Source organism: Paraburkholderia aromaticivorans (assembly GCF_002278075.1).
In the GTDB taxonomy this organism is placed as follows: Bacteria; Pseudomonadota; Gammaproteobacteria; order Burkholderiales; family Burkholderiaceae; genus Paraburkholderia; species Paraburkholderia aromaticivorans.
Genome location: NZ_CP022989.1, coordinates 2,474,249 through 2,498,239, shown reverse-complemented (window position 1 = coordinate 2,498,239; position 23,991 = coordinate 2,474,249). Strand labels below are relative to the sequence as shown.

At 63.3% G+C, this 23,991-nt stretch carries 19 protein-coding genes; 7 read left to right on the top strand and 12 right to left on the bottom strand.

Annotated features, from left to right (window positions below; translation table 11 throughout):
• Positions 1 to 38 precede the first annotated feature (38 nt).
• Entirely contained in the window at positions 39 to 1,757 is a 1,719-nt protein-coding gene (gene leuA / locus CJU94_RS11455) for a 2-isopropylmalate synthase (protein ID WP_095418782.1), read from the top strand.
• A 70-nt stretch (positions 1,758 to 1,827) separates the two neighbouring features.
• On the opposite strand, the gene CJU94_RS11450 is transcribed toward leuA, so the two are convergent.
• From CJU94_RS11450 to CJU94_RS11415, 8 genes are all read right to left on the bottom strand, one after another.
• Entirely contained in the window at positions 1,828 to 2,616 is a 789-nt protein-coding gene (locus CJU94_RS11450) for an amino acid ABC transporter ATP-binding protein (protein WP_095418781.1), read from the bottom strand.
• The gene (locus tag CJU94_RS11445) at positions 2,616 to 3,293 is read right to left on the bottom strand and encodes an amino acid ABC transporter permease (protein WP_095418780.1); all 678 of its coding nucleotides are present in this window, start codon (positions 3,291 to 3,293) and stop codon (positions 2,616 to 2,618) included. Before CJU94_RS11445 ends, CJU94_RS11450 begins: the two co-directional genes overlap by 1 nt.
• A gap of 22 nt (positions 3,294 to 3,315) precedes the next feature.
• Positions 3,316 to 4,098, bottom strand: a complete 783-nt coding sequence (locus CJU94_RS11440) for an amino acid ABC transporter substrate-binding protein (RefSeq protein ID WP_095418779.1) — start codon at positions 4,096 to 4,098, stop codon at positions 3,316 to 3,318.
• Positions 4,099 to 4,455: 357 nt separating this feature from the next.
• Positions 4,456 to 5,907 (bottom strand): dihydropyrimidinase, encoded by a 1,452-nt coding sequence (gene hydA / locus CJU94_RS11435; RefSeq protein WP_095418778.1) that lies wholly within the window; start codon positions 5,905 to 5,907, stop codon positions 4,456 to 4,458.
• Between the two features lie 67 nt (positions 5,908 to 5,974).
• On the bottom strand, positions 5,975 to 7,486 hold the full coding sequence (locus CJU94_RS11430) for an NCS1 family nucleobase:cation symporter-1 (protein WP_095418777.1): 1,512 nt from the start codon (positions 7,484 to 7,486) through the stop codon (positions 5,975 to 5,977).
• A gap of 122 nt (positions 7,487 to 7,608) precedes the next feature.
• Positions 7,609 to 8,943 (bottom strand): NAD-dependent dihydropyrimidine dehydrogenase subunit PreA, encoded by a 1,335-nt coding sequence (gene preA / locus CJU94_RS11425; protein WP_095418776.1) that lies wholly within the window; start codon positions 8,941 to 8,943, stop codon positions 7,609 to 7,611.
• Between the two features lie 67 nt (positions 8,944 to 9,010).
• On the bottom strand, positions 9,011 to 10,360 hold the full coding sequence (locus CJU94_RS11420) for an NAD(P)-dependent oxidoreductase (protein ID WP_095418775.1): 1,350 nt from the start codon (positions 10,358 to 10,360) through the stop codon (positions 9,011 to 9,013).
• Positions 10,361 to 10,505: 145 nt separating this feature from the next.
• Positions 10,506 to 11,786, bottom strand: a complete 1,281-nt coding sequence (locus tag CJU94_RS11415) for a Zn-dependent hydrolase (protein WP_095418774.1) — start codon at positions 11,784 to 11,786, stop codon at positions 10,506 to 10,508.
• A 302-nt stretch (positions 11,787 to 12,088) separates the two neighbouring features.
• Between CJU94_RS11415 and CJU94_RS11410 the strand changes: the two genes are divergently transcribed.
• Positions 12,089 to 12,841 (top strand): TetR/AcrR family transcriptional regulator, encoded by a 753-nt coding sequence (locus CJU94_RS11410; RefSeq protein WP_208645309.1) that lies wholly within the window; start codon positions 12,089 to 12,091, stop codon positions 12,839 to 12,841.
• 96 nt (positions 12,842 to 12,937) lie between these two features.
• On the opposite strand, the gene boxA is transcribed toward CJU94_RS11410, so the two are convergent.
• The 4 genes from boxA to CJU94_RS11390 all read right to left on the bottom strand — a co-directional run bounded on the left by boxA (position 12,938) and on the right by CJU94_RS11390 (position 18,557).
• Positions 12,938 to 14,176, bottom strand: a complete 1,239-nt coding sequence (gene boxA / locus CJU94_RS11405) for a benzoyl-CoA 2,3-epoxidase subunit BoxA (RefSeq protein WP_095418773.1) — start codon at positions 14,174 to 14,176, stop codon at positions 12,938 to 12,940.
• Positions 14,177 to 14,235: 59 nt separating this feature from the next.
• A complete protein-coding gene (gene boxB, locus CJU94_RS11400) occupies positions 14,236 to 15,663 on the bottom strand; it encodes a benzoyl-CoA 2,3-epoxidase subunit BoxB (RefSeq protein ID WP_095418772.1) in 1,428 nt (475 codons plus the stop codon).
• 123 nt (positions 15,664 to 15,786) lie between these two features.
• Entirely contained in the window at positions 15,787 to 17,457 is a 1,671-nt protein-coding gene (gene boxC, locus CJU94_RS11395; protein ID WP_095418771.1) for a 2,3-epoxybenzoyl-CoA dihydrolase, read from the bottom strand.
• Positions 17,458 to 17,573: 116 nt separating this feature from the next.
• Positions 17,574 to 18,557: a helix-turn-helix transcriptional regulator gene (locus CJU94_RS11390; protein WP_095418770.1), complete on the bottom strand. Its 984-nt coding sequence runs from the start codon at positions 18,555 to 18,557 to the stop codon at positions 17,574 to 17,576.
• Positions 18,558 to 18,750: 193 nt separating this feature from the next.
• Here CJU94_RS11390 and CJU94_RS11385 point away from each other — a divergent pair, with 193 nt between their 5' ends.
• From CJU94_RS11385 to CJU94_RS11365, 5 genes are all read left to right on the top strand, one after another.
• Positions 18,751 to 19,218 (top strand): DUF4863 family protein, encoded by a 468-nt coding sequence (locus CJU94_RS11385; protein ID WP_095418769.1) that lies wholly within the window; start codon positions 18,751 to 18,753, stop codon positions 19,216 to 19,218.
• Between the two features lie 8 nt (positions 19,219 to 19,226).
• The gene (locus tag CJU94_RS11380; protein WP_095418768.1) at positions 19,227 to 20,816 is read left to right on the top strand and encodes a 3,4-dehydroadipyl-CoA semialdehyde dehydrogenase; all 1,590 of its coding nucleotides are present in this window, start codon (positions 19,227 to 19,229) and stop codon (positions 20,814 to 20,816) included.
• Between the two features lie 141 nt (positions 20,817 to 20,957).
• Positions 20,958 to 22,550, top strand: a complete 1,593-nt coding sequence (locus CJU94_RS11375) for a benzoate-CoA ligase family protein (RefSeq protein WP_095418767.1) — start codon at positions 20,958 to 20,960, stop codon at positions 22,548 to 22,550.
• A gap of 8 nt (positions 22,551 to 22,558) precedes the next feature.
• Complete coding sequence (locus tag CJU94_RS11370) at positions 22,559 to 23,428, top strand: alpha/beta fold hydrolase (protein ID WP_095418766.1); 870 nt, start codon at positions 22,559 to 22,561, stop codon at positions 23,426 to 23,428.
• A 195-nt stretch (positions 23,429 to 23,623) separates the two neighbouring features.
• Positions 23,624 to 23,950 carry a hypothetical protein gene (locus CJU94_RS11365; protein WP_095418765.1) on the top strand — a complete coding sequence of 109 codons (327 nt, stop codon included), beginning with the start codon at positions 23,624 to 23,626 and terminating at the stop codon, positions 23,948 to 23,950.
• Positions 23,951 to 23,991 lie beyond the last annotated feature (41 nt).

The window sequence follows — 23,991 nt, the reverse complement described above, 5'->3', positions numbered from 1 at the left end:
ACTCCCCAGCTATCTGGTCTCACCCACGGATGATGAAAATGTTGAAGAACCCCGCTACCAAATACCGCTCGTTCAAGCCAGTCAACTTGGCGGATCGCCAGTGGCCGTCGCGCACCATCACGCATCCGCCGATCTGGATGAGCACCGACCTGCGCGACGGCAATCAGTCGCTGTTCGAACCGATGGATGCGCAGCGCAAGATGCGCATGTTCAAGACGCTGGTGCAGATCGGCTTCAAGGAAATTGAAGTCGCGTTTCCGTCCGCATCGCAGACCGACTTCAATTTCGTGCGCGAGTTGATCGAAGGCGGCCATATTCCCGACGACGTCACGATCGAAGTCCTGACGCAAGCACGCGACGACCTGATCGAGCGCACCTTCGAATCGTTGCGTGGCGTGCCGCGCGCCATCGTCCACCTGTACAACGCGACCGCGCCGGAATTCCGCAAGATCGTCTTCAATCTGGAAAAGAGCGGCGTGAAGGAACTGGCGCAAAACGCCGCGCGCACGATGAAGCGCATTGCCGCAACCATGCCGGAGACAAAGTTCACGTTCCAGTACAGCCCGGAAGTGTTCAGCGGCACCGAAATCGAATTCGCCAAGGAAGTCTGCGACGCCGTGTTCGACATCTGGGAACCGACGCCGGGACACAAGGCGATCGTCAACTTGCCGGCCACCGTCGAGATGTCCACGCCGAACATCTACGCGGACCAGATCGAGTGGATGCACCGCAATCTGAAGCGCCGCGATTCGCTGTTCATCTCCGTGCATCCGCATAACGATCGCGGCACCGCGGTGGCGGCGGCCGAACTCGCCGTGATGGCGGGCGCGGATCGCATCGAGGGCTGCCTGTTCGGCAATGGCGAGCGCACCGGCAACGTGGACCTCGTCACGCTCGCGTTGAATCTGTACACGCAGGGCGTCGATCCGGGCCTCGACTTCTCGAACATCAACGAAATCGCGCGGACCGCGGAAGAATGCACGCAATTGCCGATCCATCCGCGTCATCCGTATGTCGGCGATCTGGTGTTCACCGCCTTCTCGGGCTCGCATCAGGATGCGATCAAGAAGGGCTTCGCGGTGCAGAAACCGGACGCGGTCTGGGAAGTGCCCTACATGCCGATCGACCCGGCCGATCTCGGCCGCACCTACGATTCGGTGATTCGCGTGAACAGCCAGTCGGGCAAGGGCGGCATTGCTTATCTGCTCGAACAGGGTTACGGAGTGGTGTTGCCGCGCCGCCTGCAGGTGGATTTCAGCTCGGCCGTGCAGCGCTTCACCGACCACAGCGGCCAGGAAGTCACCTCGGCGCAGATCTGGGAATTGTTCCAGCAGGAATACGTGCAGAACGCCGCGCCGATCCATTACGTCGGCCACAGCCTGTCCGAGCGCGAGGGACGCGAGCACATCAAACTGACGGTCGACATCAACGGCACGCGGCGTGTGCTGAACGGCGCAGGCAATGGTCCGCTCGACGCGTTGATGCACGCGATCGGCGTGCCGGTGCGGATTCAGCACTATGAAGAGCGCGCGTTGACGCAGGGCGCGGATGCGCGCGCGGTGGCGGTTGCTGAAATGGCCGGTGCCGATGTGACCGGCAGCGCGTTCGGCGTCGGCATCGATGCGAATCTGGTAACGGCTTCTATTCGCGCGGTGATCAGCGGTGTGAACCGCGCCTATGCACGTGCCAATGCGCAGGCGAAGGAGCGTTTCTTCGATGCCGCCATGAACGACGCCACGGAGAGCGTGGGCGTTTAAGGGCCGATAAACGTGGCTGCGATTTCGTAGCGCAGATGTTCGAAGGGGGCGTGGTTTAACGCCCCCTTTTTCATTGCGCCGCGTTGCCGCCCGATGCAGTCCATTCGTCCGGCAGACTATGTGTCAGCGTCGACACAAAACGCTCGGTTTCCGGCGCGCGCGGCTGCATGAAGATCTCGCGCGACGGGCCGGCCTCCACCACCACGCCGTTATTCAGAAACACCACATCACGCGCGATGGTCGCGGCGAGCCGCAAGTCGTGCGTGGCCATCAGCATCGTCATGCCTTCGGTGGCGAGCTGCTTGAGCACCTCCACCACTTCCGCGGCGAGACCGGGGTCGAGCGCCGAAGTCGGCTCGTCGCACAACAACACTTCCGGCGACGGCGCCAAGGCCCGCGCAATCGCCACACGCTGCTGCTGACCGCCCGAAAGCGTCGAAGGCCACGCATCCGCCTTGTGCGCGATGCCGACCTTCTCCAGCAATTCGTCGGCGCGCTCCCGCGCCTTGTCCTTGTCCCACTTCTGCACGGTCAGCAAGCCTTCCATCACGTTCTGCCGCACCGTCAAATGCGGAAAGAGCTGGAAGTTCTGAAAGACCATGCCCGTACGGCGGCGAATCGTCAGCACCGCTTCGCGCGAGGGTTTATGCTCGCGGCTGAATTCCAGCCGCTGGTCGCCGAGTTCGAGCGAACCGGACTCGGGAATCTCCAGCAGATTCACACAACGCAGCAGCGTGCTTTTGCCGCTGCCCGACGGGCCGATCAGCGCGGTGACATTGCCTGGAGCAAGTTGAAGATCGACCGAGTTCAGCACCCGTTGCCCGCCGAAGTACTTGTCGATTTTTTCCAGTCGGATCATCAGTTGCCTGCATGGAAAAGTGCGTGGCGGCCGAATTTGCGCTCGAGCCTGACTTGCGCCGACGACAACACCGAACTGAAGACCAGATAAACCAATGCCGCCTCGGTGTACAGAATCAGCGGCTCGTAAGTCACCGACGCGATGCGCTGCGCCGCCTGAAACACCTCAGGCACGGTCAGCACCGCCGCGAGCGAGGTGTCTTTCACCAGAGCGATAAACGAATTGGACAACGGCGGCAGCGCAACGCGCGCCGCTTGCGGCAGGATCGCGCGACGCAAGGCTTGCTCGCGCGTCATCCCCATCGAATACGCCGCCTCCCACTGCCCTTTCGGAATCGACTCGATCACGCCGCGTATCACCTCGGAGTTGTACGCGCCCACATTCAATGAAAAGCCGATGATCGCCGCCGTCAACGGATCGAGCACGATGCCGACGTTCGGCAATCCATAGAAGATCACGAATAGTTGCACGAGCAACGGTGAGCCGCGAAACAGCCACACGTAGAAGCGCACGATCGCCACGGCCCACTTGGGCCCGAACAGACGAACCAGCGCGACGACGAATGCGAGCGCCAGCCCGATTGCAAACGAGACCAGCGTGAGCGGCACGGTAAACACGAGCCCCGCATACAGCAGGGGCCACAGCGACTGCGCCATCAGATGCAACCATGCCGGCATGATTCAGACTCGCGGAAGGCGTTTACTGGGAGACGTCTTTGCCGAAATACTTCTGCGAGATTTTCGCGTAGGTGCCGTCTTTCCTGATGTCGGCGAGCGCCTTGTTGATCGCGGCCTGCAATTCGGGGCTGCCCTTGCGGATCAATACAGCGGACTTGTCGCTGCTGTCGCTCGACGTATCGAGCGCGGCGATTTTCACCTTCGCGTCCGGCTTGTGCTTCTTGAAGTCGAGGAACGACAGCGAGTCGTTGACGGTGGCGTCCACGCGGCCCGAGGTCAGCAGATCGATCGACTCATTGAAGCCTTGCACGGGAATCACTTCCGCGCCGTGCGCGGCCGCGATCTTGCCGAAGTTGCTGGTCAGCGTGTTGGCCGACTTCTTGCCTTTCAGGTCGTCGAAATTCTTGATCGTGGTGTTGTTCGACTGCACGATCAAGGCTGCATGCGACGTGATGTACGGGTCGGAGAAGTCGTATTTGACCTTGCGCGCGTCGGTCACGGCCACTTCATTGATCACCGCGTCGTAACGGTTCACGTCGAGGCCCGCGATCAGACCGTCCCATTTGCCTTCCACGAATTGCGGCTTGACGCCGAGACGTTGCGCGATCGCGGTGCCGATTTCAACGTCGAAGCCGGTCAGCTTGCCCGACTCGTCGTGATAGGTGAACGGCGCATAGGTGCCTTCGGTGCCGATCCGGAACACGCCGGCCGATTTGATCTGCGCGAGTTCATCGGCGGCGAATGCGGAGCTCACGGCCACAGCCTGGAACAACGCGATCAGCAAAATGGAACGAATCGATTTCATCAGGCGGCTCCGTCAAATGTGCCACGTCGGTGGCTTGGTCTTGTGTTGGACGATCCTCACCGGCGCTTGCGCCCGGCTGAGTGGGCGGACTGTAGCAAATGGCCTGGGTTTTTACAAAGGATCAGGTTTCCGATCCATATGCGCTTGCGTGCTAAGCGAGCAGCCATGCCCTCCACTATGACGTGGATTCCCACTTTACAGCAGATAGAACAGACGCGGCATGCATCGCAACATGGAACCCATGTTGCGCGCCATCGGGGAAAACGCGAGAAGTGCGCTGCCGCGGCGAACGCGCGGCATGAAAAAACGGGCGGCGCCGCATTCGATGCCGGCGCCGCCCGTGGGACTGCGAACCGCTTACCGCTCCACCGGACGCGGCTCCTTGCGCTTGTTGGCGACGCGGATCGCGTCGAAGTAAGCCCCGTTTGGCGGGCGCTTCAGATAACGGCCCGCGCCGCGCACCGCGCGCAACTCGCCATCGGTCCAGGCGAGCGCGCCGCGCGTGAGCGTATGCATTGCCACGCCTTGCACCGTCATGCCTTCGAACACGTTGAAGTCGACTTTCTGATGATGCGTCTTCACCGAAATCGTCTTGCTCGCGTTCGGGTCCCACACCACCAGATCGGCATCCGCACCGACCCGCACCGCGCCTTTGCGCGGATACAGGTTGAAGATCTGCGCGGCGTTCGTCGACGTGATACGCACGAACTCGTTCGGCGTGAGACGCCCGGAATTCACCCCGTGATGCCAGAGCACCGCCATCCGGTCTTCCACGCCGCCGCAGCCGTTCGGGATCTTCGTGAAGTCCTCGCGTCCCATGGCCTTTTGCGACGCGCAGAACACGCAGTGATCGGTCGCCGTGGTGTGCAACTGGCCGGCTTGCAAACCGCGCCACAGTGCCTCGCGATGTTCGGCCGAGCGGAACGGCGGGCTCATCACATGGGCCGCCGCGCGGGTCCAGTCGGGATCGCGATAGACGGCCTCGTCGATCACCAGATGGCCCGGCAACACCTCGCCGAATACGCGCAGACCTTCGCTGCGCGCGCGCGCGATGGCATCGACCGCGTCTTTCGCGGACACGTGCACGATATAGACCGGCACGCCCAGCACCTGCGCGATGCGGATCGCCCGATTGGCCGCCTCGCCCTCCACTTCGGGCGGCCGCGACAACGGATGCGCCTCCGGACCGGTAAAGCCTTTCGCCAGCAATTGGCGCTGCAACTGGAACACCAGTTCACCGTTTTCCGCATGCACGGTGGGCAGCGCGCCGAGTTCGAGCGAACGCGAGAAGCTGTTCACCAGCACTTCGTCGTCGGCCATGATCGCGTTTTTGTAGGCCATGAAGTGCTTGAAACTCGACACGCCGTGTTCATGCACCAGCGTGCCCATGTCGCGATAGACCGAGTCGTCCCACCACGTCACCGCGACGTGAAAGCCGTAGTCCGCCGACGCCTTCTCCGCCCAGCCGCGCCATTCCTTGAAAGCGTCCATCAACGGCTGCTTCGGGCTCGGAATCACGAAGTCGATAATGCTCGTGGTGCCGCCCGATAAACCCGCAGCTGTGCCCGTGTAGAAATCGTCGCTCGCGGTGGTGCCCATAAACGGCAATTCCATATGCGTGTGCGGATCGATGCCGCCGGGCATCACATACTGCCCGCCCGCGTCGACGATCGTGGTGCCCGCGGGCGCCTCCAGATCTTCGCCGATCTGCAGGATCGTGCCGCCGTCCTGCGGGTCCGCACACAACACGTCCGCACGATACGTGTTCTCCGCGTCGATAATCGTGCCGCCGCGAATCAGGGTCGTCATGTTGCCGCCTCCTTATGAACTGCTGGTTTCGGTGCTACCTACTTCGTTCATACTCATGCGCTCGTCTCTATGCACTCGCCACGCGCGCACTGGGTCCTTTGCTCAACTTCATCCACGCGCTGTATACGATCGAGGCCAACGCGAGTCCGACAAACCACGCATACGTGTAGAGCGTATTGAAGATCGCCGGCACGTTCGGGAACGACGCCGGAAACGCGGTATGCAAAAAGCCCGGCAGATTCGGCAGCACGCCGATCACGAGCGCGACCACCGCGCCAATATTCCAGCCGCCGGTATAGCTGTACTCGCCGTGTTCGTCGAACAGTTCACGCGTGTCGAGCCGCGTGCCGCGAATCAGGAAATAGTCGACCATCAGAATGCCTGCCACCGGGCCGAGCAGCGCCGAATAGCCGACCAGCCACGTAAAGATATAGCCCTGCGTGGTGGCGAGAATCTTCCACGGCATCATGACGATGGCGATGGTGGCGGTAATCATGCCGCCCACGCGATACGAAATGCCCTTGGGCCACAGGCTCGAAAAGTCATAAGCCGGACCGACGAGATTCGCCGCGAGATTGCAGCACATGGTGTCGAGCGTGAGGATGATCAGCGCGACGCCCACGCCGATGCCGGTCATGCGGCTCGTCAGGTCGATCGGATCCCAGATCGCCTTGCCGTAGATCACCACGGTGGCCGACGTGACCACCACCGAGATCACCGAGAGCAACGCCATCGGCACGGGCAAGCCGACTGACTGGCCGATGATCTGATCACGCTGCGTTCTGGCAAAGCGCGTGAAGTCCGGGATATTCAGCGCAAGCGTCGCCCAGAAGCCGACCATGGCCGTCAGGCCGGGCCAGAACGTGATCCAGAACATGCCCTCTTTCTTGCCGCCCGGCACGAATTGCGACGGCGCCGACAGCATCGAACCCAGACCGCCCGCCTTCGAGGTCGCCCACCACACCAGCGCAATGCACATCACGATCTTGATCGGCGCGGACCAACTTTCCAGCCAGCGGATCGAATCGGTGCCGTGCACGATGAAGTAGATCTGCAGCGCCCAGAACACGAGGAAACACGCCAGTTGCGCGAGCGAGATGTCGAGAAACGGCAACGCCGCGCCGTGCAGCGCGTTGCCGGTGAGAATATTGAGCAGCGTATAGATCGCGCTGCCGCCGAGCCACGTTTGAATGCCGTACCAGCCGCACGCGACAATGGCGCGCAGCATCGCCGGCAATTTGGCGCCCTGCGTGCCGAACGAGGAACGCACCAGCACCGCGTAGGGAATGCCATGCTTCGCGCCCGCGTGGCCGATCAGCAGCATCGGCACCAGCACGATCAGATTGCCGAGCAGCACGGTCAATACGGCTTGCCACGGCGACATACCCTCTTCCGTCAAACCGGCCGCGAGCATGTAGGACGCGATGTTCATCACCATCCCCACCCACAGCGCGGCGAAGTGATACCACTTCCACGTGCGTTGCGCGACGCCGGTCGGCGCCAGGTCGTCGTTGTAAAGACTGCTGCCCTGCACGCCGGCCGCGAACTGCGGGTCGGCGGGTTGCGCTGTCTGCTTCATCTAGGGATCTCCACTCGATCGTTGAGGCCCGCGCGGCTTCTGGCGGCGCGTCGGGCCTTGGGAATGACAGGTTCAGTACTAGCGCCGCGTTTCGTTCAAGCTTGCTTCAGGCACGTCCCGTTTCAAGCGGCGTTTGCCGCGTGCGCATGAGCGGGTTCGGCGGTTTCAGCCGCGTCCGCCGTGGCGCCCTGTTCGGCACCCACTCGCGCCGGATTGTTCGGATGCGTGGTCCAGTTGGCATATTCGCCGGTATCCACGCGTTCCATCGTGATGCACTGTTCGACCGGACACACGTGCATGCACAGATTGCACCCGACACATTCGGAGTCCATCACTTCAAAATGCCGGACGCCATCTTTTTCTTTCATGATCGCCTGGTGAGCCGTGTCCTCGCAGGCGATATGGCACAGGCCGCACTGAATGCACTTGTCCTGATCGATGCGCGCCTTGATGTCGTATTTGAGGTTCAGGTATTGCCAGTCGGTGACGTTCGGCACGGCGCGGCCGCGAATGTCGTCGAGCGTCGCGTAGCCTTTTTCGTCCATCCAGTTGGAGAGGCCGTCGGCGAGGTCTGAAACGATACGGAATCCGTAGTGCATCGCCGCCGTGCAAACCTGCACGCTGCCCGCGCCGAGCACCATGAACTCGGCGGCGTCGCGCCATGACGAGATTCCGCCGATGCCGGAAATCGGCAGGTTCGGCGTTTCCACGTCGCGTGCGATTTCGGCGACCATGTTCAGCGCAATCGGCTTCACGGCCGGGCCGCAGTAGCCGCCGTGGGTGCCTTTGCCGTCGACCATCGGCAACGGCGACATCGCGTCGAGGTCCACCGCCACGATCGAATTGATCGTGTTGATCAGCGACACACCGTCCGCGCCGCCTTTATAGGCCGCGCGCGAACCCAGGCGAATGTCGCTGATGTTCGGCGTCAGTTTGACGAGGCACGGCAGTTTCGTGCCCTCCTTGACCCAGCGCGTGACCATCTCGACATACTCCGGCACCTGGCCGACCGCCGCGCCCATACCGCGTTCGCTCATACCATGCGGACAACCGAAATTCAGTTCGACCGCATCCGCGCCGGTGTCTTCCACGAGCGGCAGGATCCATTTCCAGTCGCGTTCGTTGCACGGCACCATGAGCGAGACGATCATCGCGCGGTCCGGCCAGTCGCGTTTGACTTGCGTGATTTCCTTCAGATTGACGTCGAGCGGACGGTCGGTGATCAATTCGATGTTGTTCAGGCCCGCGATACGCTGACCGTTCCATTGCACCGCACCGTAGCGTGAACTGACGTTCACCACGTGCGGGTCGAGGCCGAGCGTCTTCCAGACCACGCCGCCCCAGCCCGCCTCGAAGGCGCGGTTCACGTTATAGGCTTTGTCGGTCGGCGGCGCGGAGGCGAGCCAGAATGGATTCGGCGAAGTGATGCCGGCAATCGTACAGCGCAGATCGGCCATGTTCGGCTCCTTGGGGACTGCTGTTCTTGTCTGGTATGACGCTTCGTTCGGTTTGGCCTGAATCGCTTCAGGCGGCTTTCACCGCAGTACGAGCGAACTGTGAATCGATAGCGGCCGCGGCGATCTTGCCGTCCTGCACCGCTTGCACCGTGAGGTCGATGCCGCCGGTGGCCGCGCAGTCGCCGCCGGCCCACACGCCCGCGAGCGAGGTCTGACCATTCGCATCGACCGCGATCCGGCTGCCGTCCAACGTCAGCACTTCCCGTTCGATGCCGACCGGCACGAGCGTCTGGCCGATCGCCTTGAGCACCATGTCGGCTTCGACTACGAAGCGCTCCTCGCCGCCATCATTCGACGTGCGAACGAATTCCACTCCCGTGACCGCGCCGCCGTCGCCGATCAAGCGCACCGGCGTGGCATGCGTGATCAGCGTGACGCCGCTGGTCTGCGCGAAATCGCGCTCGACCCGGGTGGCGCCCATCGCTTCGGCGCCGCGCCGGTACACCATCGTCACCGACGTCGCGCCGAGCTTGCGGCTTTGCACGGCGGCGTCCACCGCCGTATTGCCGCCGCCGATCACGACGACGCGGCGGCCCACCGGCACCGTGCCGAGGTCGCTCGCGCTGCGCACCTGTTCGATGAAGTCCACCGCGTTCATCACGCCGCCGAGGTCCTCGCCTTCCATTGCAAGCGCCCGCACGCCGGTGAGGCCGATCGCGAGGAATACCGCGTCGTGCTGCTTGCGCAGCGTGTCGAGTTCGACATCGCGTCCGAGCGCGACGCCGTGTTTGATCTCGATGCCGCCCACGGAGCACAGCCATTGCACTTCACGCTGCGCGAAATCGTCGACGGTTTTATAGGCGGCAATGCCGTATTCGTTCAGGCCGCCGGCTTTTTCGTGAGCGTCGTAGATCGTCACGTTATGGCCGGCGAGCGCGAGCCGGTGCGCGCAGGCGAGTCCCGCCGGACCCGCGCCGACCACCGCGACATGCCGTCCGGTTTCAGCCGCGCGCGTGAAGAGCGTTTCGCCGCGCGCCATCGCCCAATCCGTGGCATGCCGTTGCAGCGCGCCGATCGCCACCGGCTTCGCGTCCTGATGGTTGCGCACGCAAGCGCCTTCACAAAGAATTTCCGTCGGGCAGACGCGCGAGCACATGCCGCCCAGCGGGTTGGCCGACAGAATATCCACGGCCGCGCCCTTCAAATTGCCGTTGCTGATCTTGCGAATGAAACTGGGAATGTCGATTTGCGTCGGGCAGGCGTTCACGCACGGCGCGTCGTAACAGTAGTGACAGCGGCTCGCCGCCACGGCCGCGGCGCTCGCGTCGAGCAACGGCGCGATATCGGAAAACTCGCACGAGAGCTGCTCGGGCGACAGGCGCCGCGCGGCAATGTCGCCGGTTTGCTTGATGGCCATACTCATTCCTTCTTCGATGTGAGGACGAAGCCGTGCCCGCCAGCCGCGCTTCACGCGCAGCCGGGGCGGCATGTTTTATGGGCACTACGGTAAAGCGGGTCAAACGGATAGTAAGGACCGCAACCGCCAAAGCGCTATGACGTCGTCATGCAACCGTCTCGCAGGCACGCTCCAGCATGGCGTGCAGCAGCACGTTGGCGCCGGCCTCGATCCACTCGAAGGTGGCGTCCTCGATCTCGTTGTGGCTGATCCCGTCCACGCACGGCACGAACACCATCGAAGTCGGCGCGACTTGCGACAGATAACAGGCATCGTGTCCCGCACCGGACACCATATTGCGATGCGGATAACCGAAGCGCTCCGCCGCCGCGCGCACGGACTTCACGCAGGCTTCGTCGAACGCCACCGGCGCGTAGTAAAAAATCTGCTCCAGTTCGGTTTCCAGACCGATGCCGTTTGCGATGTTCGCCACGCCCTCGCGCAACGCGGCATCCATTTTCGCGAGCACCGCGTCGTCCGGATGACGAAAGTCGACGGTGAAAAACACGCGGCCCGGAATCACATTGCGCGAGTTCGGATAGACCTGCATCATGCCGACCGTCGCGCAACCGAACGGCGCGTTGTCCAGACCGATGCGATTGACCAGATCGACCACGCGCGCGGCCCCGAGCAAGGCATCGCGACGGCGCGGCATGGGCGTCGGTCCCGCGTGCGCCTCCTGTCCCGTCAGCGTGATTTCGTACCAGCGCTGACCTTGCGCATCGGTCACCACGCCGATGGTTTTCTGTTCGGCTTCGAGAATCGGCCCCTGTTCGATATGCAATTCGAACGCCGCGTGCAGCGGCCGCCCGCCGCACGGCAGATCGCCCGCATAGCCGATCCGTTTGAGTTCTTCGCCAATGGTCTTGCCATCCACATCCTTGCGCGAAAGACCGTAATCGAGCGTGAACACGCCGGCGAATACGCCCGACGCCACCATGGCCGGCGCGAAGCGCGAGCCTTCTTCGTTGGTCCAGATCACCACTTCGACCGGATGCTCCGTCTCGATGCCGTGGTCATTCAGACTCCGAATCACTTCGAGGCCGCCCAGCACGCCGTAGATGCCGTCGAAACGGCCGCCGGTCGGCTGCGAGTCCGCATGCGAACCAGTCACGACCGGCAGCGCAGCGGGATTGCGCCCGGCGCGGCGCATGAACACATTGCCCATCTGGTCGACACTCACCGTACAGCCGGCTTGCTTCGCCCAACTGACGATCAGATCGCGCCCTTGCTTGTCGAGGTCGGTCAGCGCGAGACGGCAGACACCGCCTTTGGGCGTTGCACCGATCTTCGCCATCGTCATCAGGCTGTCCCACAGCCGCTTGCCGTCGACCTTGATCGACGTAGCGGGTACTGAGTGTTTCAGCGCTTCGGATACCGCGTTCATTCGTCTCGCTCCTTTCGGTGAACCGACGTAAAACTGGTGCATCGGCGGCGGATTTTGGGGCGTTGCCGCACGCAGGCGGTGCATGCGCGATGCGTTCGATCGCCTCTTATATAGAGGGCAAACCCTGGGGTATCGCCCGCCCTCCCAATCCTGTCCAGTTGGACAGGTTGTAGACGATTAAACTCGCCAAATCAACACCTTTCGTGCGGTGAGAAACATAGCGAGAAGCGTGCCATTGCATTGCAGCATAGGTTTGCCGCGGTTAGCGAATGCGCGTGTGGACGCCGCGCCAAACGACTAGAATGAAGCGCGACGCGGCACCTATGCCGCCGAAGGCGAATATGAGAGACGACAACGTGGCGGCCGACATCACGGAAAACGACGAAACACGCGCGCCTTTGCGGCGGCGCAAGGCGCGCATTCGCGAGTCGAATGAAGCGCATCTTCTGGCGTGCGCCGAGGCGGTTTTCGCCGAGCGCGGACTCGACGGCACCAGCACGGCGATGATCGCGGAGCGTGCAGGCTTGCCGAAAGCCAACCTGCATTACTACTTCCCCACGAAGCTCGCGCTATACCGGCGCGTGCTGGAGGATCTGTTCGAAGACTGGTATCGCGCGGCGGATACGTTCGAATGCAGCGACGACCCGGTCGAGGCGATCGGCGGCTATGTGCGCGCGAAAATGGAATTGTCGCGGCGCCGTCCGCTCGGCTCGAAAGTGTGGGCGAGCGAGATCATTCACGGCGCGGAACACATGGAGGACATTCTCACGGAGCGCGTGAAGCCGTGGCTCGACAGCCGGGTGAAAGTGATCGACGACTGGATCGCGCGCGGGTTGCTTGCGCCGGTGAACGCGCAGACGTTGATGTACATGATCTGGGCGACGACCCAGCACTATGCCGACTTCGACGCGCAGATACGCGCGCTCAAAGGCAAACGTGCGTTGACGCAGAAGGCATTCGAGGCGACGACGGAGGAAGTCGTGCAGTTGGTGATTCGGGCGTGTGGGGCGGTGTCGCCCGCGCAGCACGAGGACGACGCCGACCCGGCGAGATAGGTGAAAATGAAAACCCCGCTGTCTGTCGATGACATCCAGCGGAGTCTTTGTTCCTCGTTACTCACGTCTATCGAGCGCCTTCATAAGCGTATCGTTTCAATACGTCTCCAGATGCAGCCGCCCCTCCCGCTTGAGCTTTGCCCACAGCGCCTCCCAATCCAGTCGATGCTGCTCGCCGATCTCCTTGAGCGCCTGCAGCACGCCATCCTCCATGCCCTTCAACCCGCACACGTAGATATGCGTGTTGTCGTCCCTGAGCATCTGCGCCACGTCGACCGCGCGCTCGCGCATGGCGTCCTGAACATAGCGCTTCGGCTGCCCCGGCGTGCGCGAAAACGCCAGATTGGTGTCGATGAAATCCTTCGGCAGATTCGTCAGTGGCCCGAAGTATGGCAATTCCTCTTTAGTCCGCGCACCGAAGAACAGCATCAGCTTGCCGGTTGCGCCCTTCAGACGGCGCCGGCGTCGATACTCGGTCATCGCGCGCATCGGCGCTGAACCCGTACCCGTGCAGATCATCAGCAGGTGCGAGTTCGGATGGTTGGGCATCAGGAATGTCCCGCCGAACGGGCCGATCACATTGACCACATCGCCCTTCTTCAGATCGCACAGGTAGTTCGAACACACGCCGTCGGTCGAATCGCCGTGCTGCTGCGACACGCGCTTGACCGTCAGCGAGAGGTTGTTATACCCGGGCCGTTCACCGTCGCGCGGGCTCGCAATCGAATACTGGCGCGCGTGATGCGTACGGCCATCGGCGCTCGCGCCGGGAGGCAGAATGCCGATCGACTGGCCTTCCAGCACCGGAAACGGCATCGAGCCGAAATCGAGCACGATATGATGAATGTCGCTGTCGGTCGACCCATCGGTGAGCCGGTAGTTGCCGACCACCGTCCCGGTAGTCGGCGCCTTGTGCGTGTAGAGATTTACATAGGGCTTCGCGGCCGACCACGGCGGCACGACCGAGCCGCGCACCGTGTCCACTTCGATGCCGCTCGCGTCCGCGGATGTATCGTCCGAAGCGCCCGCGCCCGGTTCGTGCGCAGCGGGCACGGCCATGGTGTTCTGTTCCGGCAGGACGTCCCAGCTGAACTGCTCGTCGATCGGATACGCGTCGGCCTTCAGCACCGTGCGCCAGTTGTCGATCGCGCCGGTCGGACACGGCGGCACGCAAGCCATGCAGCCGTTGCAGATATCCGCCTTGACCACGTAGTTGTTGTCGTCGTGCGTGATCGCATCGACCGGGCACGTCTCTTCGCACGTATTGCAGCGAATGCAGATTTCCGGATCGATCAGATGCTGCCGGAGAACTTCGATCGACACTGGGCCGTTCATGACTTCCTCCACCACGAGGTGCGGCGCGAACGTGCTACACGCCGCCCGCGCATTCAGGTTCAGTTAAAGCGCACGTATTCGAAATCGACCGGCTGACGGTTCACGCCCATTGCAGGCGGCGCGATCCAGTTGGCAAACTTGCCGGCTTCGCTCACGCGCCCCATCAACGACGCGACGTACGCACGGTCTTCCGGCGTGGCGAGCCATTTCGCCTCGTTGGCGGCCCATTCGGTTTCGCTGACCACGCGGCCGTCCGGCGAGACGCGCGTACCCGCGAACGTGCCGATATGGCGATTGAACGCTTTATGCGGCACCGTCATGCGGAAATCGATGCCGGCCTTTTCGAGCACCTTGTTCCAGCGCGCCACGCCAGCCACCGAATCCTTGATGTAGTCGTCGCGCAGCACTTCGTTCATCGCATTGAGCATCGGCACTTCGCGCTCGACCAGCTTGCCGTCCTGCACGTCGAGCAGCTTGTAGCTCTGGCCGTTCAATTGATGATCGTCGTCGCGCTTGTTTTCTTCGTAGCGCCCTTTCAGTCCCGAGCTATAGAACGTGGCCGCGTTCGAAGAATGATCGGCGCCGAACAGATCGATCGTGACCGAATAGTGGAAGTTCAGATAGCGCTGAATGGTCGGCAGATCGATCACACCGGCCGCGCGAATCTTCGCGACGTCGTCCGTGCCCAGTTCGTTCATCACCTTGGCGGTGCGCTGGATGACGCGCGAGACACCCGATTCGCCCACGAACATGTGATGCGCTTCTTCAGTCAGCATGAACTTCGTGGTGCGTGCGAGCGGGTCGAAGCCCGACTCGGCGAGCGCCGACAACTGGAACTTGCCGTCGCGATCGGTGAAATAGGTGAACATGAAGAACGCGAGCCAGTCCGGCGTTTTCTCATTGAACGCGCCGAGAATGCGAGGATTGTCGTCGTCGCCCGAACGGCGACCGAGCAATGCTTCGGCTTCCTCACGGCCGTCTCGGCCGAAGTAACGGTGCAGCAGATACACCATCGCCCACAGGTGGCGGCCTTCTTCCACGTTGACCTGGAACAGGTTGCGCAAGTCGTACAGGGAAGGCGCGGTCAAGCCGAGGTGACGCTGCTGTTCGACCGAGGCCGGCTCCGTATCGCCTTGCGTCACGATAATGCGGCGCAGATTCGCGCGGTGTTCGCCGGGCACGTCCTGCCACGCCGCTTGGCCCTTGTGTTCGCCGAAGTGAATCTTGCGGTCCTGCTCGCCGGGCGCGAGGAAAATGCCCCAGCGGTAGTCGGGCATCTTCACGTGATCGAAATGCGCCCAGCCGCCCGCGTCGACGCTCACCGCGGTGCGCAGATAGACGTCGTAGCCGTGCGAACCTTCCGGGCCCATGTCGCCCCACCACGCCAGGAAATTCGGCTGCCATTGTTCGAGCGCGCGCTGCAGCGCCCGGTCGTCGGCGAGGTTCACGTTGTTCGGAATCTTTTCGCTGTAGTTGATCGTTGACATGGTCGGTTCCTGGTTCGGAAACTGCAGTGACGATGAGAGGCGCGGATCGGGCAAGTGGCGGCCTCGCTCGCGCTCGTTGCGTGGATGGCGCTCAGGCGCACACCCGGCGCGGCTCGCGGGGAATCAAACGCGCGAGACGTCGAATTGCGCCTTGCTGCCCTTGCCGTACACCTTGAGCGCGCCCTTCTCGCCCACTGCGTTCGGCCGGTTGAAGATCCAGTTCTGCCACGCGGTCAGACGGCCGAAGATGCGCGTTTCCATCGTTTCCGGGCCGTTGAAGCGCAGATTCGCCTCGAGTCCGGTCAAGGCATCCGGCGACATGGCGGCGCGTTCTTCGAGCGCGATGCGGATTTCGTCGGCCCAATCGATGTCGTCGGGCGACGCGGTGACGAGGCCGAGCCGCTCGGCTTCCACCGGTTTGATCGGCTGGCCGATCAGGGCGCGCACCGCGTCGAGCGGCCCGGCTTCCTCATAAAAACGTCGTGCGAGACGCGATTGATGCGTGACCATCGGATAAAGGCCGAAGTTGACTTCGGACAGCGTGATGGCCGGCTCTTCGTCTTCGTTGGCCGGCAGCGCCGCCATATACGTACGGTCGGCGGCGAAGGCGAGTTCCGCGAAGGTCCCGGCAAAGCACGAACCCGGCTCGATCAGCGCGAACAGCGAACGCGACGAGACGTCGATGCGCGCCAGCGCGCGGCGCAATAGGCCGATCGTCTCGCGCACGAACCAGTGGTCCTTGTGTTGCATGAGCGAGGCGTCCGCAGCGAGCACGTTACGGGCGTCGCCTTCGGTCCTGAAGACCCACGTGCCGACCGCGAGCTCATTGGTGCGCATGGACAGGATCGCGTCGTCGAGTTCGCGGGCGAATTGCAACGGCCACCAGTTCGCGCCGGCTGCGACGATCGCGTCGATACCCGCGGGCGGTTCGTCTTGCGGGGCCTTCGCCGTGAACGTTGCAATGCGCTTCGCACGATCGATCGTCACGTCGAGCGTTTTATAAGTGAGGCCGTCTTCGCGATCCGTGCGTTCGATGCGCGTGAGCATCACGCCTTGCGCGTCCGCGGGACGGTCACTCTGCCCGGCGAGTTCGAGCGCACGCGCCTGGATCGCCTGGTCGAACTGGTTCGGCTTCACGACTTCATCCACGAGGCGCCATGCTTTCGCGCGTTCGCCGCGCACGCCCTCCACCACCGTGCAGAAGATATCGGCGCGATCGTGACGCACCTTGCGCTTGTCCGTGACGCGCGTCAGGCCGCCCGTGCCCGGCAATACGCCGAGCAGCGGCACTTCCGGCAACGACACCGACGAAGAGCGGTCATCTATCAGATAGATCTCGTCGCAGGCCAGCGCGAGTTCGTAGCCACCGCCCGCGCACGCGCCGTTGACGGCGGCGAGAAACTTCAGGCCGGAGTGACGTGAGGAGTCTTCCAGGCCGTTGCGCGTTTCGTTGGTGAACTTGCAGAAGTTGACCTTCCACGCATGGGTAGACAGTCCCAGCATGAAGATATTGGCGCCCGAGCAGAACACGCGGTCCTTCAGGCTCGTCAGCACCACGGTTTTCACTTCCGGATGCTCGAAACGGATGCGCTGTATTGCGTCGTGCAGTTCGATGTCGACGCCGAGGTCGTATGAATTCAGCTTCAGCTTGTAGCCGTCACGGATGCCGCCGTCCTCGGCGATATCGATGCCGAGCGTCGCGACGGGACCGTTGAAGCTCAGCTTCCAATGCTTGTACTGCGAAGGATCGGTACGGTAGTCGACCGGCGCGACGGCGACTTCTGCTGTGGACATGGGGCGTCTCCTGATTGGGCGATGCGAATTTGTTTTTTGAACAATAGTGCATCACTCAACCCATGTAAAGCACTTTAATGCATGTTTGCTAGTAAACCCTGACGTGGAAATGCATGTCAGCCCACGCGCACCTCATCCGGCGATTCCGCGGCAAGCCTTGCCGCCAGACGGTCGCGCAGTTGCAGGTAGGCATCGGCCAAGGTCCTTTCGCTAGTGTCGAAGCTCATGTCGGCGCGGCCGTAGAGCTCGCTGCGTCCCGCCAGAATGCGCTTCAGGTCGTCCATCGCCTCCTTGTTGCCCGACATCGGCCGCAAGTCGCCTTGCGCGACGACGCGGCGCATGTGCTCTTCCGGCGCGGCCTGCAGCCACACCGTATAGCAGTGCGACAGCAGCGTATTGAACGTGCCCGACTCCGATACCAGCCCGCCCGGCGATGCAATCACGGCATGCTGGTGCTCCTGAATGACGGCCTCGAGCGCCCGGTGCTCATAGCGCCGGTAGGCGGCCGCCCCGTAAAGCGAATGAATCTCCGACGGCGGGCAGCCAGCCAGTTGCTCGATCACACGCGTGAGCTCGACGAACGGCACCTTGCGCTCCTGCGCCAGCATCCGCCCCAGAGTCGACTTGCCGGCGCCGCGCAGACCGATCAACGCAATCCGGTCCTTGCGATGCGGGTCGCGCGGCGCCTGCGCGAACATCTCGGCAAGCGCCACGCGGGCGCGCTGCAAAGCCGCCTGATCGCGCCCGTGCAGCAATTCGCGAATCAGCAGCCATTCGGCGGAGGCGGTGGTTTCGTCGCCGATCACTTCGGCGAGCGAACAGTTCAAAGTGCCCGCGATCTGCCGCAGCACCAGCACCGACGCATTGCCCACGCCTGATTCGAGATTCGCGAGATGCCGCTCAGACAGACCGGTTTCCGTGGCCAACGTCTTGCGGGTCATGCCGCGACGCGCGCGTAAGAGCCGCACGCGCTCGCCCATTGCCGTGAGAAACGGATCGCGCTCTTCGCGCTCGCCACCGCGTTCCGCCGCGGGCGCGGCGCGGCCGGCGTGATCATCCGCTGCGTCGTCCGGTGGTGCCAGAGAGTAATTTTGATTCATGTTTCACTGCCTCATAACTTCAGTACATGTACTATAGTGCTTGACACGCCCGTGGTGAACGGTTAATTTTCGCCAAATATTGATCCAATAACAAACGCTGTCGAGATTTTCCGGCGGCGTCACGGAGAGTGCGCGACGACTCGCATGCATTAACGTGCGTGTGATGGGCGACCGCGCCGACCAGGAGGCTCGCATGTCCCCACCTGAATTCCAGCGCCTGATCGCGGGCGTCACGCAGCAACTCGCCGGCCGGCCGCTCGATGGCAGTCTGGCAGCGTGGCTGAACGACACCTATCCCGCCGACGGCAACGCGTTCCGCGAGCTTGCCGACGCGTGCCGCAGCGGCGTCGCCGCGGGCTGGTTGTGCAACCGCGAAGGCGGCGGCCTTCGTTACGGGCGCATCTTCAAGGCGCTGCCCGAGACCCACGGCTTTTCCGTCGACGTGGTCGACATGAAGGATATGGCCGGCCCGCACCATGTACACCCCCATGGCGAGATCGACCTGATCATGCCGCTGACCGAAGGCGCGACGTTCGACGGCCACCCGGCCGGCTGGTGCGTGTACGGACCCGGCTCCGCGCATCGTCCGACGGTGGCGAACGGCGAGGCGCTGGTGCTGTACCTGCTGCCGCAAGGCGCGATCGAATTCACTCCCGCCTGAGCGCCGCCATGACCGAACTCCTGAAGAACCATGTGGCCGGCCAGTGGATCGCCGGCGCCAGCGCAGGCGTCAGGCTCACCGATCCGGTGACCGGCGTCGCGCTCGTGCGCGTATCGAGCGAGGGCCTCGATCTCGCGCGCGCGTTCGGCTTTGCGCGCGAAACCGGCGGCGCCGCGTTGCGAGCGCTGACCTACGCGCAACGCGCCGCGCGCCTCGCCGATATCGTCAAACTGCTGCAAGCGAAGCGCGACGACTACTACGCGATCGCCACCGCGAACTCGGGCACCACCCGCAACGACTCGGCGATCGATATCGACGGCGGCATCTTCACGCTGTCGTACTACGCGAAGCTCGGCGCATCGCTCGGCGAGGTACACGCGCTGCGCGACGGCAATGCCGACTCGCTGAGCAAGGATCGCTCGTTCAGCGTGCAGCATGTGCTGACGCCGACTCGCGGCGTCGCGCTCTTTATCAACGCCTTCAATTTTCCGTCGTGGGGCTTGTGGGAAAAAGCCGCGCCTGCGCTGCTCTCGGGCGTGCCCGTCATCGTCAAGCCCGCCACGGCCACCGCCTGGCTCACCCAACGCATGGTCGCCGATGTGCTCGACGCAGGCCTTCTGCCGCCCGGCGCGCTCTCCGTGATTTGCGGCAGCTCGGCGGGCCTGCTCGATCAGATTCAGTGTTTCGATGCGGTGTCGTTCACGGGTTCCGCGCAAACCGCCGCCACGTTGCGCGCCCATCCGGCATTCGTGCAGCGCGGCGCGCGTCTGAACGTGGAAGCCGACAGTCTGAACAGCGCGATTCTGTGTGCCGACGCCACGCCCGACACACCCGCCTTCGAGTTGTTCATCAAGGAAGTGGTGCGGGAAATGACGGTGAAATCCGGGCAGAAATGCACCGCGATCCGTCGTGCTTTCGTACCGGAGGCGGCACTTGAAGCCGTGCTCGAAGCACTTAAGGCGAAGCTCGCGAAAATCACCGTCGGCAATCCGCGCAACGACGCCGTGCGCATGGGCTCGCTCGTGAGCCGGGAGCAGTACGAAAACGTGCTGGCCGGCATCGCCGCGCTGCGCGAAGAAGCGGTACTCGCTTACGACGGCTCCGGCGTGCCGCTCATCGACGCGGACGCCAACGTCGCGGCGTGCGTCGCGCCGCATCTGTTCGTCGTCAACGATCCGGATAGCGCGACGCTGCTGCACGACGTCGAAGTGTTCGGACCGGTCGCGAGCGTCGCGCCTTATCGCGTCACCACGGCGGCAAACGCGCTGCCCGAAGCGCACGCGGTCGCTCTCGCGCGACGCGGCGAGGGATCGCTGGTCGCCTCGATCTATTCGAACGACGAAGCGCATCTCGGCCGCCTCGCGCTGGAACTCGCGGATTCGCACGGGCGCGTGCATGCCATTTCGCCCTCGGTGCAGCACAGTCAAACCGGTCATGGCAACGTGATGCCGATGTCGCTGCATGGCGGTCCGGGCCGCGCGGGCGGCGGCGAAGAACTCGGTGGTCTGCGCGCACTCGCGTTCTATCACCGGCGCTCGGCCATCCAGGCCGCGAGCGCGGCAATCGAGGCGCTGACGCAAGCGACGCAGGCGACGTAAGCCACGTAAGCGAACCATGGGCCGCGGCCTGACGGCGCACGAGCCCGGCAATCAGGACCAGGCAGGCGAATCCGCCTGCGAGCATCGAGCGGATCACGAGCACAGAACAGCCCGACCGCGCCCACCCGCTGGAGGAGACACATGGAAGCCCTGCTGGAACAGGCCGCGAACCAACCCGCCGCGACGGTCGCAGCGCCACCCGCGTTGTTCAATTTCGCGGCCCATCTATTTGGACTGAACCAGACGCGCGCCGGCAAAACCGCCTATATCGACGACACCGGCAGCACGACTTACGGTGAACTCGAAGAGCGCGCGCGGCGCTTTGCCAGCGCATTGCGCACACTCGGCGTGCATCCCGAAGAGCGGGTACTGCTGGTCATGCTCGACACCATCGCGCTGCCGGTTGCCTTTCTCGGCGCGCTCTACGCGGGCGTCGTGCCGGTGGTTGCGAACACACTGCTCACGCCCGCCGACTATGTTTACATGCTCACGCATAGCCACGCGCGCGCGGTAATCGCCTCGGGTGCGCTCGTGCAGAACGTGGCGCAGGCGCTGCATGCCACCGAGCATGACGGCTGTCAGTTGATCGTCTCGCAGCCGCGTGAAGGCGAACCGCTGCTCGCGCCCGTGCTCGACGATCTGATCGACGCCGCCGCGCCGGCCGTCAAAGCCGCCGCAACCGGTTGCGACGACATCGCCTTCTGGCTGTATTCGTCGGGCTCGACCGGCAAACCCAAGGGCACCGTCCACACGCACGCGAATCTGTACTGGACCGCCGAACTGTATGCGAAGCCGATTCTCGGCATCGACGAAAGCGACGTAGTGTTCTCCGCGGCCAAGCTGTTCTTCGCGTACGGTCTTGGCAACGGGCTGACCTTCCCGCTCTCGGTCGGCGCCACCGCGATCCTGATGGCCGAGCGCCCTACCGCCGACGCGATCTTCACGCGCCTCGTCAAACATCGCCCGACGGTGTTCTACGGCGTGCCCACGCTCTACGCGAACATGCTGGTGTCGCCGAACCTCCCCGCACGCGCCGATGTCGCGCTACGCATCTGCACGTCGGCGGGCGAAGCGTTGCCGCGCGAGATCGGCGAGCGCTTCACCGCGCACTTCGGCTGCGAGATTCTCGACGGCATCGGCTCGACGGAAATGCTGCATATCTTTCTGTCCAATCGCGCGGGCGCGGTCGAATACGGTACGACGGGCCGCCCGGTGCCCGGATACGAAATCGAATTGCGCGACGACGCCGGTCATACCGTACCCGACGGCGAAATCGGCGATCTGTTTATCAAAGGGCCGAGCGCGGCGGTGATGTACTGGAACAACCGGGAGAAGTCGCGCGCCACTTTTCTCGGCGAATGGATCCGCAGCGGCGACAAGTACTGCCGGCTGCCGAACGGCTGCTATGTCTATGCGGGCCGCAGCGACGACATGCTGAAAGTCAGCGGCCAGTACGTCTCGCCCGTCGAAGTGGAAATGGTGCTGGTGCAGCACGACGCGGTGCTCGAAGCGGCCGTGGTCGGCGTCGATCACGGCGGCCTCGTCAAGACCCGCGCGTTCGTCGTATTGAAGCGTGAATTCGCGCCGTCTGAGATACTGGCGGACGAGTTGAAGGCGTTCGTGAAGGACCGGCTGGCGCCGCACAAATATCCGCGCGATATCGTGTTCGCCGACGATCTGCCGAAAACCGCCACCGGAAAAATTCAACGTTTCAAACTGCGCGAGCAGTCATAAGGTGATTTATGCAGAACCCCGCCAGCGCCAACGCCAACGTGACAGTGACAGTGACAGCAACAGCGACCGTTAGCGACTTCGCTGAATTGCCGGCGACCGCGTCACATGGGCCGCTGCGCATCGAGTACCGCTGGGTGAATGAGCGCGCGGGCGACGCGCCGATCGCCGTCTTCCTGCATGAAGGGCTCGGTTCGATCGCAATGTGGCGCGACTGGCCGCAAACGCTGTGCGAACGACTCGGCATGCGAGGGCTCGTCTATTCGCGGCCCGGCTACGGGCTTTCCACGCCGCGTCCGCATGCGCAAAAGTGGCCGGCCGATTTCATGACGGCCCAGGCGTGCGACATCCTGCCCGCTTTGCTCGACGCACTCAGCATCGATAGGGACGAACGCGGGCGCATGTGGGTGATCGGCCATAGCGATGGCGGCTCGATCGCCCTGCTTTACGCGGCGCTCCATCCCGAGGCATTGGCCGGCGCGGTGGCGATCGCCCCGCATGTTTTCGTCGAAGATATTTCGGTGGAAAGCATCGCGCAGACCAAACAGCTCTACGAAACCACCGACCTGCGCAGCAAACTCAGCCGCTATCATGCGGACGTCGATTCGGCATTCTATGGCTGGAACGACATCTGGCTGGATCCGGCGTTCCGGCAGTGGTCGATCGCCGGAGAAATCGCGTCGATCCGCCAGCCGCTGCTCGCGGTGCAAGGCCATGACGACAACTACGGCACGATGGCGCAGATCGACACGATCGCGGCACGCGTGCCGCATGCGCAACTGGTCAAGCTCGATGCCTGCGGGCACTCGCCGCATCGCGACGCGCCCGAGGCTTTGAACGAAGCGATCGCGGCATTCGTTTTGAAAATCAGCGCGTCCTAGATGGCGGGCGCCGTGGCGCGGCGCCGCGATCGAGGCCGTCGGCGCGATCCAGGATCGCCGCCCCCTCGACACTCACCAAATACTCAAATTTCCACATCTTCACAAAAGTTACACAGGTCAGCGACTATTCTTGCGTATCGCTGATCTGGGCACGTCGATGCCCTCGCGCATCTTTCCCGTGCCGGAGACATTGCCATGTCCGTTGTGTCGAAGCCGTCTAAAGTCTTGCATTGCAAACGTTTGGCGGCGGCGCTGGCCGCCGTGTCGCTGTGCACGCTGATCGGCGCTTGCGGCAACGACGACGACAAAGCGCCAGACACGGCCGCGGTCGGTTCTACCGAAAATTCCGCCAGCAACAGCACTGCCGCCGTGGTTCTCACGGCGAATCCGTCCTCCGCTTCACCGGCGCCACCCGCGCTCACGATTCAAACCCCTGCACGACCCGCATCAAGCGCCGACCCGGCATTGTCCGCGGCCGCGTCGACGCCGCTCGCCGCACCTGTCATCCACACCGCGGACTGAGTTTCGCGCCTCACGCGACGCGCGGGCGAGGCTTGCGCGCC

Bases quoted from the DNA above. Each gene is read 5' to 3' on its own strand.
- CJU94_RS11410 (WP_208645309.1), top strand. From the start codon at position 12,089: ATGAAGCGCGACGCGGCACCTATGCCGCCGAAGGCGAATATGAGAGAC.
- CJU94_RS11370 (WP_095418766.1), top strand. From the start codon at position 22,559: ATGCAGAACCCCGCCAGCGCCAACGCCAACGTGACAGTGACAGTGACA.
- hydA (WP_095418778.1), bottom strand. From the start codon at position 5,907: ATGACGACCCTGATTCGCGGCGGCACGATTATCGACGCGGAGAACACG.
- boxA (WP_095418773.1), bottom strand. From the start codon at position 14,176: ATGAACGGCCCAGTGTCGATCGAAGTTCTCCGGCAGCATCTGATCGAT.
- CJU94_RS11430 (WP_095418777.1), bottom strand. From the start codon at position 7,486: ATGAAGCAGACAGCGCAACCCGCCGACCCGCAGTTCGCGGCCGGCGTG.
- CJU94_RS11380 (WP_095418768.1), top strand. From the start codon at position 19,227: ATGACCGAACTCCTGAAGAACCATGTGGCCGGCCAGTGGATCGCCGGC.
- CJU94_RS11440 (WP_095418779.1), bottom strand. From the start codon at position 4,098: ATGAAATCGATTCGTTCCATTTTGCTGATCGCGTTGTTCCAGGCTGTG.
- preA (WP_095418776.1), bottom strand. From the start codon at position 8,943: ATGGCCGATCTGCGCTGTACGATTGCCGGCATCACTTCGCCGAATCCA.
- CJU94_RS11420 (WP_095418775.1), bottom strand. From the start codon at position 10,360: ATGGCCATCAAGCAAACCGGCGACATTGCCGCGCGGCGCCTGTCGCCC.
- CJU94_RS11445 (WP_095418780.1), bottom strand. From the start codon at position 3,293: ATGCCGGCATGGTTGCATCTGATGGCGCAGTCGCTGTGGCCCCTGCTG.
- CJU94_RS11365 (WP_095418765.1), top strand. From the start codon at position 23,624: ATGTCCGTTGTGTCGAAGCCGTCTAAAGTCTTGCATTGCAAACGTTTG.
- CJU94_RS11375 (WP_095418767.1), top strand. From the start codon at position 20,958: ATGGAAGCCCTGCTGGAACAGGCCGCGAACCAACCCGCCGCGACGGTC.
- boxB (WP_095418772.1), bottom strand. From the start codon at position 15,663: ATGTCAACGATCAACTACAGCGAAAAGATTCCGAACAACGTGAACCTC.
- CJU94_RS11415 (WP_095418774.1), bottom strand. From the start codon at position 11,786: ATGAACGCGGTATCCGAAGCGCTGAAACACTCAGTACCCGCTACGTCG.
- CJU94_RS11385 (WP_095418769.1), top strand. From the start codon at position 18,751: ATGTCCCCACCTGAATTCCAGCGCCTGATCGCGGGCGTCACGCAGCAA.
- leuA (WP_095418782.1), top strand. From the start codon at position 39: ATGTTGAAGAACCCCGCTACCAAATACCGCTCGTTCAAGCCAGTCAAC.
- boxC (WP_095418771.1), bottom strand. From the start codon at position 17,457: ATGTCCACAGCAGAAGTCGCCGTCGCGCCGGTCGACTACCGTACCGAT.
- CJU94_RS11450 (WP_095418781.1), bottom strand. From the start codon at position 2,616: ATGATCCGACTGGAAAAAATCGACAAGTACTTCGGCGGGCAACGGGTG.
- CJU94_RS11390 (WP_095418770.1), bottom strand. From the start codon at position 18,557: ATGAATCAAAATTACTCTCTGGCACCACCGGACGACGCAGCGGATGAT.